Here is a 13006-nt window from a genome sequence, read left to right on the forward strand (position 1 = left end):
GCGCCTCCTCCCCGCCGCTTCAGTAGCCCGCGGCGGCGCCGTCGCGGCGCGGATCGCTGGCCGCCACATAGCCCTCCACCGCCGGATCGCCCAGGCGCCAGATGAACTGGCCGGCGCCGAAGTCCTGGTAGCTGTCGTGGATGTCGCCGATGTCGTGGCCCAGCGCGCGCAGGCCCGCGATGGTGTCTGGCCGCATGCTCGGCTCGACATTGATCGACAGGCCCTCGTTGAAGCGCCAGCGCGGCGCGTCGCAGGCGGCCTGCGGATGCTGCTGGTAGTCCAGCATGCGGATCAGGGTCTGCATATGGCCCTGCGGCTGCATATTGCCGCCCATCACGCCGTAGCTCATCACCGGCTGGCCGTCCTTGGTCAGGAAGGCCGGGATGATGGTGTGGAAGGGTCGCTTGCCCGGCGCCACCTGGTTGGCGTAGCCGTCTTCCAGCGTGAAGCCATGGCCGCGGTTCTGCAGCGAGACGCCATAGCCCGGCACGACCAGGCCCGAGCCGAAGCCCATGTAGTTGCTCTGGATGAAGCTGACCATCATGCCGCTCTCGTCGGCCGTGGTCAGGTAGATCGTGCCGCCCTTGACCGGATTGCCGGCCTTGAAGTCCTGCGCCTTCTTCATGTCGATCAGCTTGGCGCGCTCGGCCAGGTAGGCCGGGTCCAGCATCTGCGCCGGCGTCATCGCCATCGCGGCCGGCTCGGCCACGTATTTGTAGACATCGGCAAAGGCCAGCTTCATCGCCTCGATCTGCAGATGCTGCGAAGCGGTGCCGTCGACCGGGTGCTGCGCCACGTCCAGATGCTTCAGGATGCCCAGCGCCATCAGCGCCGCGATGCCCTGGCCGTTTGGCGGGATCTCGTGCAGGGTATGGCCGGCATAGTCCTGGCTGATCGGGGTGACCCACTCCGGCCGGTAGGCCGCGAAGTCGGCCGCGGTCATCGCGCCGCCGGTCTGCTTGGCGAAGGCCTCGACGGCCGCGGCCACCTCGCCGCGATAGAAGGCCTCGCCCTTGGTCTCGGCGATCAGGCGCAGGGTACGCGCCGCGGCCTTGAACTGGAACAGCTCGCCGACATTCGGCACCCGGCCCCTGGGCAGGAAGGCCTCGGCAAAGCCCGGCTGCGAGACCAGCTCCTCCACCGTGGAGGCCAGGGTCCATTTCTGCTGCACGATCACCGGCACCGCGTAGCCGCGCTCGGCGATCTCGATCGCGGGCGCCATCAGGTCGGCGAAGGGCAGCTTGCCGAAGCGTTCGCTCAAGGCCACCCAGCCGGCCACCGCGCCCGGCACGGTCACCGCGTCCCAGCCGCGCTTGGGCAGGCTCTTGGCATCGGCGCCGTACTTCTTGCGGAAGTAGCCGATATCCCAGGCCTGCGGCGCGCGGCCCGAGGCGTTCAGGCCATGCAGCTGCTTTCCGTCCCACAGGATCGCGAAGGCATCCGAGCCCAGGCCGTTGCTGCAGGGTTCGACCAGGGTCATGCAGGCCGCGGTGGCGATCGCGGCATCCACCGCATTGCCGCCCTGGGCCAGGATGCGCAGACCGGCCTGGGCGGCCAACGGATGCGAGGTGGAGACGATGTTGCGGGCGAACACGGGGCTGCGCTGGCTGGCGTAGCCGCTGCTCCAATCGAAGGCTTGATTCATGATGCTCATTGCTCCAGGGTGATTTTGCGTTCGCGGATCAGGCGGCCCCAGCGCTCGCCGTCGGCCTTGACCAGCGCGGCGAACTGGGCCGGCGTGCCGCTGGCGGCCTCCGCGCCCAGCTTGGCCAGGCGCTCGCGCACCTCGGCCGATTGCAGCGCGGTGTTGAGCTCGCCGTTGAGCCGGGCGACGACGGCCGGCGGCAGGCCCTTAGGCGCATAGACGCCGAACCAGGTGACCGACTCGTAGCCGGGCAGACCGGACTCCGACACGGTGGGCAGCTCCGGCGCCAGCGCCGAGCGCGTCTTGCCGGTGACGGCCAGCGCCCGCAGGCGCCCGTCCTTCACATGCGGCATGCCCGAGACGATCGAGTCGATCAGCAGCTGGGTGTTGCCGGCCACCAGATCGGGAATCGCCAGCGCGGTGCCGCGGTAGGGGATATGGGTGATGAACAGGCCGGCCTGGCTCTTGAAGGCCTCGCTGCTCAGATGCACGATGGTGCCGTTGCCGCTGGAGGCGTAGTTCAGCTGGCCCGGCCTGAGCTTGGCCAGCGCGATCAGCTCCTTGATGTCCTTGACCGGCAGGCTCGGCGTCACCAGCACCACATTGGCCGCGTTCGCGACATGGGCCACCGGCGTGAAGTCCTCTTCGACCTTGTAGCCCAGCTTGGGATTCAGGTGCGGGCCGATCGCATGGGTGCTGCTGGTCGCGAGCAGCAGGGTGTAGCCGTCCGGCGCGGCCTTCGCCGCCTCCTGCGAGCCGAGGCTGCCGCCGGCACCGGCCTTGTTGTCGACGACGATCGTCTGGCCCAGCTGGGCGCCGAGCTTCTGCGAGACCGCCCGCGCCAGCAGGTCGGTGGCGCCGCCCGCGGGAAAGGGCACGACCAGGCGGATCGGCCGGTTCGGATAGCCCTGGGCCTGGGCGGCCAGGCTCAGACTGGCTAGCAGCAGGCAGGCAAGGGTGCGGCGCAGGATCATCGGAAGCGGCTCCCGGAAGGACGGTGCGGCCATTGTGCGGCGCGCCCCATCACAAGAAAAGCTAATATTTCTTGCCGACATCACAAGCATTCCTCGCCATATGCCCAGCCTGCGCACGCTCAAGAGCTTCGTCGCCGTCGCCCGCCGCGGCTCCTTTGCCGCCGGCGCGGCCGAGGTCGCGCTGACCCAGGCCGCGGTCAGCCTGCAGATGCGCAATCTGGAGGCCGAGCTGAAGCGCGCGCTGTTCGACCGCGGCGGCCTGGGCGGCCGTTCGGCCCAGCTGAACGCCGCCGGCCAGGCCCTGCTGCCCTGGGCCGAGCGCATGCTGGCGCTGGATGCGCAGCTGCACGAGGAGCTGCGCGGCGCGGCGCAGCGCGCCGATCCGATGGCCGGCGCCTATCGCATCGGCGCGGTGGTGTCGGCGGTGGCGCCGCTGGCCCATGCGGTGGTCGCGCTGAAGCAGGCGCACACCGGGCTGGAGCTGAAGCTGGTGTCGGCCAAGTCGGGCGAGCTGGCCACGATGGTCGAGGCCGGCGCGCTCGATGCCGCGGTGCTGGTGCGCGGCCCGGGCCGCGTGCCCGCCGGGCTGGGCTGGAGCCCGCTGTACGAGGAGCCGCTGGTGTTGCTGGCACCGGCCGGCGCCAGGCCGCGGCGCAGCGCCGCGCAGTTGCTGGCCGAGCTGCCCTTTCTGCGCTTCGACCGCAACGAGCGCACCGGCGCGCTGGTCGAGCAGGCGCTGCGCCGCCTGAGCAAGACCCCGGTGCAGGAGTTCCTGGAGCTGAACTCGATCGAGGCGCTGGCCGAGCTGGTGCGGCAGCAGGTGGGCGTCGCGCTGCTGCCGCGGCTGCGCCGCGCCCGCTGGGAGCAAGACCTGACCCTGCGCGTGATCGCCTTGCCCGAGCCGGCGCTGACGCGCAGCGTCGGCCTGCTGTACCGGCGCGCGGTGCGCGGCCCGCTGACCGAGGCGATCGCGCGCCAGTTCGATCAGGTGTAAGGCATTGCAACACCCCATGGCGGCGTCAACGCGGCCCTGCAGGGCCTCGTTGTGTGCGTACCTTTCACCCACTTGGAGAGATCCAGATGAACGCACTGAAGACCGCCCTGATCCCCGCTCTGCTGGCCCTGTCCGCCGGTGTCGCCCTGGCCCAGACGCCCGCCGCGGCGACCGCCACCACCGCCGCACCGGCCGCACCCGCGAAGGTCGAGGCCAAGGCCGAGGTGAAGGCCGATGCCAAGGCTGAAACCAAGGCCGAAGTGAAGGCTGACGCGAAGGTCGACGCCAAGCATGCCGGCAAGGCTCACGGCGCCAAGCACGCCGCGCACAAGCCCGCCGCGAAGGACGCCGCCAAGGAGGCCGCCGCTCCCGCGAAGGAAGCCACCGCCGCCACGCCGGCCGCCAAGGCTGCCACCGAGGTGAAGGCCGAGGCCAAGCCGAAGTCCTGAGCTCTTTGATCACACCAGTTCGCTGACACATCATCGCCAGCGCGATGACGCCGCCGCAAGGGCTCGAGCCCCTTGCGGCGATCTCGTTTGTAGTGCGTGAACCGGGGGCCATCCCTCTCCCGCGTTCATCCCGACGGCCACCGGCTCACGCATCGCCCCCCAGCTCCATCAGCAGATCCGGACAACGCTCCTCGTTGTCCGCGCCATCCCCCTCGCGCAGCACGACGAAGCCATGGCGCTCGTAGAAGCGCCGCGCACCCATATTGGCCTGGAAGGTGTAGAGCCGCAGCGGGCGCGGCAGCCGCTGCAGCGCATGCAGCAGCAAGGCGCGGCCCAAGCCCCGCCCGACCCGCGCCGGGTCCAGGTACAGCTGGTCGATCCAGCCCATGCCCGCCGCATCGACCGAATCGCTCAGCAGGCCCAACGGCCGGCCCGGCTCGGCCTCGATCAGCCAGCTGCGCCCGGCCGGGATCAGCTGGGCGGCGATCCATTGCCGCACCTCTTCATCGCGATGCGCCAGCGGCGCGAAGGGCAGATGCGTCCGACGGGCGGCCAGGTAGAGCGCGGCCAGCGTCGCGGCATCGTCGGGGCCGGCGCGCCGGATGGCGAACTCGCTCATGGCACTATGCTTGCTTGTGTCGAGGGGTCCCGATACTGACACAGGCCATGAGCAATCCCCAGTCCTCATCACCCGCATCATCCCCGCTGCACAGCATCCCTGGCCGCAGCAAAAAACTGCCGCCGCTGCGGGTCGGCGTCGGCGGGCCGGTCGGCTCCGGCAAGACCACCCTGGTCGAGGTGCTGTGCAAGACCCTGCGCACGCGCTACGACCTGGTGGTCGTCACCAACGACATCTACACCAAGGAGGACCAGCGCCTCTTGACCGTAGCCGGCGCGCTGGAGCCCGAGCGCATCATCGGCGTCGAGACCGGTGGCTGCCCGCATACCGCGATCCGCGAGGACTGCTCGATCAATCTCGAGGCGGTCGATCGCATGCTGGAGAAGTTTCCGAACGCCGACATCGTCTTCGTCGAGAGCGGCGGCGACAACCTGGCCGCCACCTTCAGCCCCGAGCTGTCGGACCTGACGATCTATGTGATCGACGTCGCAGCCGGCGAGAAGATCCCGCGCAAGGGCGGCCCCGGCATCACCAAGAGCGACCTGTTCGTGATCAACAAGACCGACCTGGCGCCCCATGTCGGCGCGAACCTGGAGATCATGGAGGCCGACACCCGGCGCATGCGCCCCACCCGCCCCTTCGTGATGAGCAATCTGAAGACCGGCGCCGGGCTGGACCAGGTGATCGCCTTCATCGAGACCAAGGGCCTGCTGCAGGCGCTCTGAAATGACAAAGGCCGGGAGGATATCCCGGCCAGTGGTCGAAAAAGCGCGGAGAGGCGCGCTCAGGCCTTCACCAGCGCGATGGTCTGCATGGCAGTGCCGGCGGCATTGTCGATATGGCACAGCCCCGGGCAGGCACCGTGCTTGCTGCCCACCGCGGCATCGAACACCTCGCGGGCGCAATCGTGGCAGCAGCCGCAGGCCGAGGCGACCCGGGTTTCATCCTGCAGCACGTCGAAATTGCGGATGCCGGCGTCCACGGCGTGGCGGATATCGCGGTCGGACACACGGTGGCAGAGGCAGACGATCATGGACGCTAGAGGCTATAAAGGCCGGCCTGAGACGCCGGCACGGGCCCAACTCTAGCGCAAATGCGAACCCTTCTCAATCATGTTCGCAACAATAACCCCGCGGTGCGTCTGACTTTCGCCGCGGGGCATTGAGGGGCGGATCAGCTGTCGGCGCCGCCCATCTGGGTCTGCAGCCAGTTCTGCTCGCCCAGCTGCTTGACCAGCTCGATCTGGGTCTCCAGGTGGTCGATATGCTCCTCGGTGTCGGTGAGGATGTCTTCCAGCAGCTCGCGCGAGACATAGTCGCGCACGCTCTCGCAGTAGGCGATGGCTTCCTTCAGCAGGCCATGAGAACCGGCCTCGATCTTCAGGTCGCAGCTCAGGATCTCCACGGCCGACTCGCCGATGAAGAGCTTGCCCAGGTCCTGCAGGTTCGGCAGGCCCTCGATCTGCAGGATGCGGTCCATCAGGCGGTCCGCATGCTTCATCTCCTCGATCGACTCCTGGTACTCATGCTTGGCCAGGCGCTCGAAGCCCCAGTTCTTCAGCATGCGGTAGTGCAGGAAATACTGGTTGATCGCGGTCAGCTCGTTCTTCAGCTGCGCATTCAGATATTCCAAGACCTTGGGATCGCCCTTCATTTCCTTCTCCTTGTTGTGGACTGCCGCGCATTGTCGGCGTTCCCCGCTTGACGCGAGGCAAGACCCGGCACCGGCGCATTGCATGCGAAGCGTTCGCAGACGCAGTTCGGCATCAGCAAAACCCATTCGGCCATCGCCCCTATTGCTATTGCGAATAGTTCGCATTTAAGATGCATCCATGACTGCCACCACTCACACCCTGCCGCGCCAGTCCCTGGCGCACGAGCCCGGCTTGCCGGTCATGCCATCCCTGGGCGTCGTCGCGCCTCCGGTGCCTGGGCGCCGCCGGCTCAGCAGCCAGGCCCTGCTGGGCAATGAACGCGAGGTCGAGATCGAACATTCCGGCCAGATCTACCGCCTGCGCCTGACCTCGCTGGGCAAGCTGATCCTGACCAAATAAGTCCTCACCCGGCGCGGCGCGGTCCACCGCCCGCGCCGGCTTTCCTCACTTTCCTTTTCCTCATCTCGCCATATCCGTCGCGGGCGCCCTGCCCCGCGCACCAGCCAGCCCTGTGCCAGCCCGTGCCTGCCTGTTGCCGCTCCTCGCCGAGGACGGCCCGCCGCCCGCGCCCTGCCCAGGAGTCCGACCACCATGCAAGCCAGCCCCGCGCCGACCTTCGGCGCCGTCCGCCAGGCCTTCACCGAGGCCCGTGAGGCACGCAAGGCCCGCCATCGCGACATCGCCGCCGCACTGCAGATCTCCGAGGGCGAGCTGCTCGCCGCCCATCTGGGCGACTTCGCCGCCGACGAATCGCCGCTGCTCGCGCGGCGCCTGAAGCCCGAATGGCAGCGCCTGATCGCCGCGCTGGAGCCGCTGGGCGATGTGATGGCGCTGACCCGCAACGAGAGCTGCGTGCACGAGAAGGTCGGCTGCTACCGCGAGGTCAGCGGCCAGGGCGCGGTCGGCCTGGTGCTGGCCGGCGCGATCGACCTGCGCATCTTCTACAGCCACTGGGCCCATGGCTTCGCGGTGCAGGAGCGCCTGTCGGACGGCGCGCTGCAGCGCAGCCTGCAGTTCTTCGATGCCGCCGGCACCGCGATCCACAAGGTGTTCCTGAAGCCCGCCAGCGACCTGGCCGCCTATGAGGCGCTGGTGGCCGACTTCCTGGCCGAGGACCAGGCCCCCGGCCTGAGCCCCGGCGCCGCCTGGGCTGAGCCGGCCGAGCGGCCGGATGCCGCGATCGACGCGGCCGCGCTGCGCCGCGACTGGGCTTCACTGCGCGACACGCATGAGTTCTTCGGTCTGCTGAAAAAGCATGGGGTCTCGCGCACCCAGGCGCTGCGCCTGGCCGACCCGGCCTATGTCCAGCCGCTGCCGACCGGCAGCGCGCTAGAGCTGCTGCAGCGCGCAGCGCAGGAGGGTGTGTCCATCATGGTCTTCGTCGGCAATCCCGGCATGATCCAGATCCACAGCGGCCCGGTGCAAAAGGTCGTGGTGATGGGGCCCTGGATCAATGTGCTGGACCCGGGCTTCAACCTGCATCTGCGCGAGGACCATATCGCCGGCGCCTGGCTGGTGCGCAAGCCCACCACCGACGGCCTGGTCAGCTCGCTGGAGCTGTTCGATGCCGAAGGCCGCACGATCGCGATGCTGTTCGGCGAGCGCAAGCCCGGCCAGGCCGAGCGCTGCGACTGGCGCTCGCTGCTGGACAGCCTGGTCGAAGGCCGCACGGAAGCCGCCGCATGCTGAACGCAAGCCCGCTGCAACGCCGCCGGCTGCTGGCGCTCGGCGCGCTGGCCGGCCTGGCGCCGCTGGCCCGCGCCGCCGCCCCGGCGCATCGCATCATCAGTATCGGCGGCGCGCTGACCGAGCTGATCTACGCGCTGGGCGCGCAGGAGCAGCTGGTCGGCGTCGACGGCACCTCGCTCTACCCGGCGGCCGCAACCAAGCTGCCCCATGTCGGCTATGCCCGCACCCTGGCGGCCGAGGGCCTGCTGTCGCTGGCACCGACCCTGATCGTCGCCACCGAGGAGGCCGGTCCGCCGCCGGTGCTGCGCCAGCTGGAAGCGGCCCGGGTGCCGCTGCATGTGCTGCGCTCCGACTACCGTTTCGAGGGCGTCGTCGAGCGCGGCCTGCGCCTGGGCGAGCTGCTCGGCCACCCCGCCGAGGCCCAGGCCCTGCTCGCCCGGCTGAAGGCCGAATGGGCAGGCTGCCAGCAGCAGGTGGCCAAGCTGCGCGCCGGCCATGCCGCGCCGCGCGTGCTGTTCGTGATGTCGCATGCGATGAACCAGGTGCGCATCGGCGGCCAGGACACCGGCGCCGATGCGATGATCGCCTATGCCGGCGGCGCCAATGCGCTGCAGGGCTTCAAGGGCTACAAGGGCCTGACGCCCGAGGCCGCGATCGCCGCCGCGCCCGACGTGATCCTCGCCACCTCGCAGGGCCTCGACACCGCCGGCGGCGTGGCCGGCCTGCTGAAGGTGCCGGGCCTGGCCCAGACCCCGGCCGGCGCCGCGCGCCGCGTGATCGCGCTGGAGACGATGGAGCTGCTGGGCTTCGGCCCGCGCCTGCCGCAGGCGGTCGCGCGCCTGGCCGAGCAGCTGCACAAGGCCGCCTGAGCGAGCCGGAGCCGCGATCGATGAACACCCTGAGCCGCCCCGCCCCCGCCGGACTGGGCCTGCAGCGCCTGTCGCGGCCCGCCCTGCTGGGCCTGGCGCTGGCCCTGACCCTGGTGCTGGTGGCCCAGCTCGGCGCGGTGCCGATCGTCGCGGCCGACTGGCTGAACGGCCCCTGGAGCAGTGATCCCAAGACCGGTGGCGCCCATGTGCTGTGGCAGCTGCGCCTGCCGCGCCTGCTGCTGGCCGCCGCCGTCGGCGCCGCGCTGGGCCTGGCCGGCGCGCTGGCGCAGGCGCTGTTCCGCAACCCGATGGCCGAGCCCGGCCTGCTGGGCGTCACCAGCGGTGCCGCGGCCGCGGTGGCGCTCTCGCTGACCCTGTTCGCCGGCCTGCAGCTGGCGCTGCCGCCGAGCTGGCGCCTGTGGCTGCTGCCGCTGGTCGGCTTCGCCGGCGCGCTGGCCGTGTGCTTCGCGCTGGAGCGCATGGCGCGCTGGCTGGCGCCGGGTTCGATCGCCGCGCTGCTGCTGTGCGGCCTGGCGATCCAGGCCCTGACCTTCGCGATCGTCGGCCTGTGCAGCTTCATCGCCAGCGACGAGCAGCTGCGCGCGATCAACTTCTGGACCCTGGGCTCGATCGCCGGCGCCAGCTGGACCATGGCGCTCGTGATGACCCTCGCGCTGGCGCTGCTGGGCATGGTCGCCTGGCGCCTGGCACCGCGCCTGAACGCGCTGGCGCTGGGCGAGGCCGCGGCGGCTCATGTCGGCGTGGACGTCGGCCGCCTGCGCCTGCAGGCGATCGGCTGCGTCGCGCTGCTGTCCGCGCTGGCCGTGGCCTGGTGCGGCAACATCGCCTTCATCGGCCTGATGGCGCCACATCTGGCGCGCCAGCTGGCCGGGGCCGACCAGCGCCAGGTGCTGCCCAATGCGATGCTGGCCGGCGCCCTGCTGCTGGTGCTGGCCGACACGCTGGCCCGCACCGTGGCCGTGCCGGCCGAGGTGCCGGTGGGCGTGTTCAGCGCTTTCATCGGCGCGCCCTGGTTCCTGTGGCTGCTGCGCGGCGCGGTGCGCCGCATGGGGAGCGCCTGATGACGGCCACGAAGCTGATGCAGCTGCAGCGCGCCACCCTGGCGCTGGACCGGCGCCGCACCTTGGGACCCTTCTCGCTGAACCTGCAGGCGGGCGAGCGTGTCGCCATCCTCGGCCCCAGCGGCGCCGGCAAATCCAGCCTGCTGAAGCTGATGGCCAATGAGGCGCCGCCCGCCAAGGGGCAGGTCTTGCTGGATGGCCGGCCGCTGAGCAGCTGGTCGCCGGCGGCGCTGGCGCAGCGCCGCGCGGTGCTGCCGCAAAGCCATGGCGTGGCCTTCGGCCTGCCGGTGGAGCTGGTGGTGGCGCTGGGCCGCGTCGCGCGCCGGGACGATGCGCGCCAGCCGCAGATCGTGCGCGAGGCGCTGGCCGCGGCCCAGGCCCAGCATCTGCTGGGCCGGCGCTTCGACACCCTGTCGGGCGGCGAGCAGGCGCGCGTGCAGCTGGCGCGCGTGTTCGCCCAGGCCTGGGACGCCGAGGGCGGCCTGCTGCTGGTCGACGAGCCGCTGGCCGCGCTGGACCCGGGCCTGGCGCTGGAGCTGATGCAGGCGATGGCCGACTTCGCGCGCCAGCGCGGCCATGCGCTGGTCGCGGTGCTGCATGACCTGACCCTGGCGCTGAACCATTTCGAGCGCCTGTGGCTGATCAAGGACGGCCGCGTGCTGGCCGACTGCGACGCGCTGCCGGCCGCGCTGCCCCTGCTGGAGCAGCTCTACGACATGCGTCTGCGCCTGCTGCGCGACGAGCTGGGCCTGGCCGTGCTGGCCAGCCCCTACCGGCAGGCGGCCTGATCTCTCCATCCATCCGGCCGCCGCCACACCCCATTCGCCTCGAGGAGCGACTTCCGCATGTGCGACAGCAAGAACAACAGCAATAGCAACATCTTCACGCCGCTGCTGGCCGCCGCACCCGAGCCGGCGCTGCGCCGCATCGCGCCGCTGCGCGGCAGCCACGCCGCCGGCCCGGCCGTGCCGCCGGACCCGCGCGGATCGCGCCGCCGGCGTCTGTGGGAGCTGCCCTCGCAGGCCCTGTGCCCGGTGATCGGCGTCTGCCTGCCGATGCCGGTGCTGCGCCGGCGCATCGGCAAGACCCTGGGCGGCGAGGCGATCGCCGGCGACTACGAGCTGCATTGCGGCGCGATCAATGAATGCGGCAGCCGCTCCTCGATCGCCGAGACTCTGCAGCGCGAGCTGGACCAGCGCTGCGCGATCGCGCTGCGCCAGTCGGCCCAGCACAAGACCACCGAGGCGCTGACGCGCTGGTGGGTGGCCGCCCAGTCCGGCACCGACGTGGCCGGTGCGCTGTGGGCCACCCTGACCCATGCGCGCTGCGACAACGCGCTACAGGAGCAGGTGCTGCGCGACATCCACATGCTGCAGCACCAGGTCGGCGCCGCCAACCGCGCGGACCTGCAGCGCCTGGAGGAGCTGAGCGACGAGCATGGCATCCTGACCCGCGAGCTGGCCCAGGCACAGTCGCGCAGCACCCGCCTGCTGGCCGAGCGCGCTGCGCAGATCGAGGCCCTGAGCGCCGACCGGCTGCGCCTGCGCGGCGAGCTGCTGGGCCGCGACACCCTGCTGGCCGGCCTGCGCGAGGAGCTGGCCCAGCTGGAGGCCGCGGTGCCGGGCCTGCGCCATCGCCAGGAGCAGGCGGATCAGATCAACCGCCAGCAGGAGCGCATCCACCTGATGGAGCGCGCGCTGCTGGCCGCGCAGCAGCAGGCCGAACGCGAACGCCGCCGCGCCGAGGAGCTGCAGCAGGAACTTTCGCGCGCGCAGCAGCAGCTGTCGCAGGCGGCCACCGAGTCCGAAGCCGGCGAGCTGACCCTGCCCGCGCTGCATGAGCGCTCGGTGCTCTGCGTCGGCGGCCGCCAGGCGGTGGTGCCGATCTACCGCCAGCTGATCGAGCGCACCGGCGGCCGCTTCCTGCACCACGACGGCGGCGAGGAAGACGCGGTGGCCAAGCTGGACGCCAGCCTGGCCGCGGCCGACCTGGTGATCTGCCAGACCGGCTGCATCAGCCACGACGCCTACTGGCGCGTCAAGGACCATTGCAAGCGTCACGGCAAGCGCTGCGTCTTCGTCGAGAAGCCGAGCGCGAGCAGCCTGCAGCGGGCGCTGGGTTCACTGGACGCTGAGACTGTCGAGGTCGATGGAGACCTGACCCAGCGATAGGGCGATCTGCAGGAGGCTTGATATCGCCGGCCTCTTGCTCAGACGTTCAGACTTCAGCCCTTGCCGAACAAGCGCCGGACTTCCGACCAGAACCGAGGGCCTTGCCACAACGAGAGCATCAGGCAAACCAGTCCCGACATCGTCGAGCCAAGTAGCAGCCATTCGTCGTACGGTCCGTAGCGCCATAGCCTTGCCATGAGATAGCCCCCGACAAGGAATCCCAGGACTGCCGCGCACAAATGCGGCAGCCACCAGAACATGCCCTCGTCATCACGCGACATGGCGGGCTCCCTCGAGGCGAATATGCGGCGCCGGATCGGATTGATGCTTCATCTGCTCAGTCATCACGACCCGATCATCCGGAATAGCAGCTGTACGAGACACGGGTCACGACCTCACCCGAGACGCCGAACTGCAGGCTGTCGCTCTCGCTCGCGTAGGTCTTGACCAAGCCCTTGTCATTCCTGGCGCTGGCACCCAGCGTGTTCCGCGCCAGAGCAACCGGCTGGCCGAGCTTGAAGCGCGTCAGGTGGTTCCATCGTGAACTTCTCAGATCGGCGTAGGTGATCATGAAGCGCGCAGGATCGTTGGAGAACTCGATGATGCCGAGCTCAAGCCCGTCGAAGTAGAGCGTCTTGCGCGTTGCCGTGTAGTCCTCCCAGTGCTCCACCTCGAAGGCCTGCTCACGCAGCAGGCCCCCTAGCTTCCTCAGCTTCCTTGCATCACCCGGCAGCTTCAAGCCCCAGGGACCGCCCACACAGCTGAGGGTCTGGACATAGACGGACTCATCTTGCGCATAGGCACCTGCGCAAATCAGAGAAGCAGCGAGGGTCGCGAGCCATGCCTTCATATGCAGAGTA

The 13006-nt window shown here is 70.1% G+C and carries 16 protein-coding genes; 9 read left to right on the forward strand and 7 right to left on the reverse strand.

Going from position 1 to position 13006, the window contains the following annotated elements; translation table 11 throughout:
* Positions 1-19 precede the first annotated feature (19 nt).
* Together G8A07_RS20845 and G8A07_RS20850 are read right to left on the reverse strand one after the other, a co-directional pair.
* Positions 20-1645: a gamma-glutamyltransferase family protein gene (locus G8A07_RS20845; RefSeq protein ID WP_195793878.1), complete on the reverse strand. Its 1626-nt coding sequence runs from the start codon at positions 1643-1645 to the stop codon at positions 20-22.
* A 5-nt stretch (positions 1646-1650) separates the two neighbouring features.
* Positions 1651-2619 carry a tripartite tricarboxylate transporter substrate binding protein gene (locus tag G8A07_RS20850; protein WP_195793879.1) on the reverse strand — a complete coding sequence of 323 codons (969 nt, stop codon included), beginning with the start codon at positions 2617-2619 and terminating at the stop codon, positions 1651-1653.
* 100 nt (positions 2620-2719) lie between these two features.
* On the opposite strand from G8A07_RS20850, the gene G8A07_RS20855 reads away from it, so the two are divergent.
* Entirely contained in the window at positions 2720-3613 is an 894-nt protein-coding gene (locus G8A07_RS20855; protein ID WP_195793880.1) for a LysR family transcriptional regulator, read from the forward strand.
* 86 nt (positions 3614-3699) lie between these two features.
* Positions 3700-4062, forward strand: a complete 363-nt coding sequence (locus tag G8A07_RS20860) for a hypothetical protein (protein WP_195793881.1) — start codon at positions 3700-3702, stop codon at positions 4060-4062.
* A gap of 145 nt (positions 4063-4207) precedes the next feature.
* Here G8A07_RS20860 and G8A07_RS20865 read toward each other — a convergent pair whose 3' ends face one another.
* Positions 4208-4681 (reverse strand): GNAT family N-acetyltransferase, encoded by a 474-nt coding sequence (locus G8A07_RS20865; RefSeq protein ID WP_195793882.1) that lies wholly within the window; start codon positions 4679-4681, stop codon positions 4208-4210.
* Between the two features lie 47 nt (positions 4682-4728).
* Between G8A07_RS20865 and ureG the strand changes: the two genes are divergently transcribed.
* Complete coding sequence (gene ureG / locus G8A07_RS20870; protein ID WP_195793883.1) at positions 4729-5406, forward strand: urease accessory protein UreG; 678 nt, start codon at positions 4729-4731, stop codon at positions 5404-5406.
* A 59-nt stretch (positions 5407-5465) separates the two neighbouring features.
* Here the strand turns inward: ureG and G8A07_RS20875 are convergent, their stop codons facing one another.
* Positions 5466-5714 (reverse strand): bacterioferritin-associated ferredoxin, encoded by a 249-nt coding sequence (locus tag G8A07_RS20875; protein WP_195793884.1) that lies wholly within the window; start codon positions 5712-5714, stop codon positions 5466-5468.
* Between the two features lie 140 nt (positions 5715-5854).
* Positions 5855-6334, reverse strand: a complete 480-nt coding sequence (bfr, locus tag G8A07_RS20880) for a bacterioferritin (RefSeq protein ID WP_195793885.1) — start codon at positions 6332-6334, stop codon at positions 5855-5857.
* A 178-nt stretch (positions 6335-6512) separates the two neighbouring features.
* Between bfr and hemP the strand changes: the two genes are divergently transcribed.
* The 6 genes from hemP to G8A07_RS20910 all read left to right on the forward strand — a co-directional run bounded on the left by hemP (position 6513) and on the right by G8A07_RS20910 (position 12146).
* On the forward strand, positions 6513-6734 hold the full coding sequence (hemP, locus tag G8A07_RS20885) for a hemin uptake protein HemP (RefSeq protein WP_249937082.1): 222 nt from the start codon (positions 6513-6515) through the stop codon (positions 6732-6734).
* 192 nt (positions 6735-6926) lie between these two features.
* The gene (locus G8A07_RS20890; RefSeq protein WP_195793886.1) at positions 6927-8024 is read left to right on the forward strand and encodes a hemin-degrading factor; all 1098 of its coding nucleotides are present in this window, start codon (positions 6927-6929) and stop codon (positions 8022-8024) included.
* On the forward strand, positions 8018-8893 hold the full coding sequence (locus tag G8A07_RS20895) for a hemin ABC transporter substrate-binding protein (RefSeq protein ID WP_195793887.1): 876 nt from the start codon (positions 8018-8020) through the stop codon (positions 8891-8893). The genes G8A07_RS20890 and G8A07_RS20895 overlap by 7 nt, the downstream gene beginning before the upstream one ends.
* Before the next feature lie 20 nt (positions 8894-8913).
* Positions 8914-9975: an iron ABC transporter permease gene (locus tag G8A07_RS20900; protein WP_195793888.1), complete on the forward strand. Its 1062-nt coding sequence runs from the start codon at positions 8914-8916 to the stop codon at positions 9973-9975.
* Complete coding sequence (locus tag G8A07_RS20905; protein ID WP_195793889.1) at positions 9975-10763, forward strand: ABC transporter ATP-binding protein; 789 nt, start codon at positions 9975-9977, stop codon at positions 10761-10763. Before G8A07_RS20900 ends, G8A07_RS20905 begins: the two co-directional genes overlap by 1 nt.
* Positions 10764-10820: 57 nt before the next feature.
* On the forward strand, positions 10821-12146 hold the full coding sequence (locus G8A07_RS20910; RefSeq protein ID WP_195793890.1) for a DUF2325 domain-containing protein: 1326 nt from the start codon (positions 10821-10823) through the stop codon (positions 12144-12146).
* Positions 12147-12199: 53 nt separating this feature from the next.
* On the opposite strand, the gene G8A07_RS20915 is transcribed toward G8A07_RS20910, so the two are convergent.
* Both G8A07_RS20915 and G8A07_RS20920 read right to left on the reverse strand, forming a co-directional pair.
* On the reverse strand, positions 12200-12427 hold the full coding sequence (locus G8A07_RS20915; protein ID WP_195793891.1) for a hypothetical protein: 228 nt from the start codon (positions 12425-12427) through the stop codon (positions 12200-12202).
* A gap of 74 nt (positions 12428-12501) precedes the next feature.
* On the reverse strand, positions 12502-12996 hold the full coding sequence (locus G8A07_RS20920) for a hypothetical protein (protein WP_195793892.1): 495 nt from the start codon (positions 12994-12996) through the stop codon (positions 12502-12504).
* Between the last annotated feature and the right edge of the window lie 10 nt (positions 12997-13006).

Source organism: Roseateles sp. DAIF2 (assembly GCF_015624425.1).
Lineage (GTDB): Bacteria > Pseudomonadota > Gammaproteobacteria > Burkholderiales > Burkholderiaceae_C > Kinneretia.

Coding starts and splice junctions, on each gene's coding strand:
- G8A07_RS20845 (WP_195793878.1), bottom strand. CDS start 1,645: ATGAATCAAGCCTTCGATTGGAGCAGCGGCTACGCCAGCCAGCGCAGC.
- G8A07_RS20850 (WP_195793879.1), bottom strand. CDS start 2,619: ATGATCCTGCGCCGCACCCTTGCCTGCCTGCTGCTAGCCAGTCTGAGC.
- G8A07_RS20855 (WP_195793880.1), top strand. CDS start 2,720: ATGCCCAGCCTGCGCACGCTCAAGAGCTTCGTCGCCGTCGCCCGCCGC.
- G8A07_RS20860 (WP_195793881.1), top strand. CDS start 3,700: ATGAACGCACTGAAGACCGCCCTGATCCCCGCTCTGCTGGCCCTGTCC.
- G8A07_RS20865 (WP_195793882.1), bottom strand. CDS start 4,681: ATGAGCGAGTTCGCCATCCGGCGCGCCGGCCCCGACGATGCCGCGACG.
- ureG (WP_195793883.1), top strand. CDS start 4,729: ATGAGCAATCCCCAGTCCTCATCACCCGCATCATCCCCGCTGCACAGC.
- G8A07_RS20875 (WP_195793884.1), bottom strand. CDS start 5,714: ATGATCGTCTGCCTCTGCCACCGTGTGTCCGACCGCGATATCCGCCAC.
- bfr (WP_195793885.1), bottom strand. CDS start 6,334: ATGAAGGGCGATCCCAAGGTCTTGGAATATCTGAATGCGCAGCTGAAG.
- hemP (WP_249937082.1), top strand. CDS start 6,513: ATGACTGCCACCACTCACACCCTGCCGCGCCAGTCCCTGGCGCACGAG.
- G8A07_RS20890 (WP_195793886.1), top strand. CDS start 6,927: ATGCAAGCCAGCCCCGCGCCGACCTTCGGCGCCGTCCGCCAGGCCTTC.
- G8A07_RS20895 (WP_195793887.1), top strand. CDS start 8,018: ATGCTGAACGCAAGCCCGCTGCAACGCCGCCGGCTGCTGGCGCTCGGC.
- G8A07_RS20900 (WP_195793888.1), top strand. CDS start 8,914: ATGAACACCCTGAGCCGCCCCGCCCCCGCCGGACTGGGCCTGCAGCGC.
- G8A07_RS20905 (WP_195793889.1), top strand. CDS start 9,975: ATGACGGCCACGAAGCTGATGCAGCTGCAGCGCGCCACCCTGGCGCTG.
- G8A07_RS20910 (WP_195793890.1), top strand. CDS start 10,821: ATGTGCGACAGCAAGAACAACAGCAATAGCAACATCTTCACGCCGCTG.
- G8A07_RS20915 (WP_195793891.1), bottom strand. CDS start 12,427: ATGTCGCGTGATGACGAGGGCATGTTCTGGTGGCTGCCGCATTTGTGC.
- G8A07_RS20920 (WP_195793892.1), bottom strand. CDS start 12,996: ATGAAGGCATGGCTCGCGACCCTCGCTGCTTCTCTGATTTGCGCAGGT.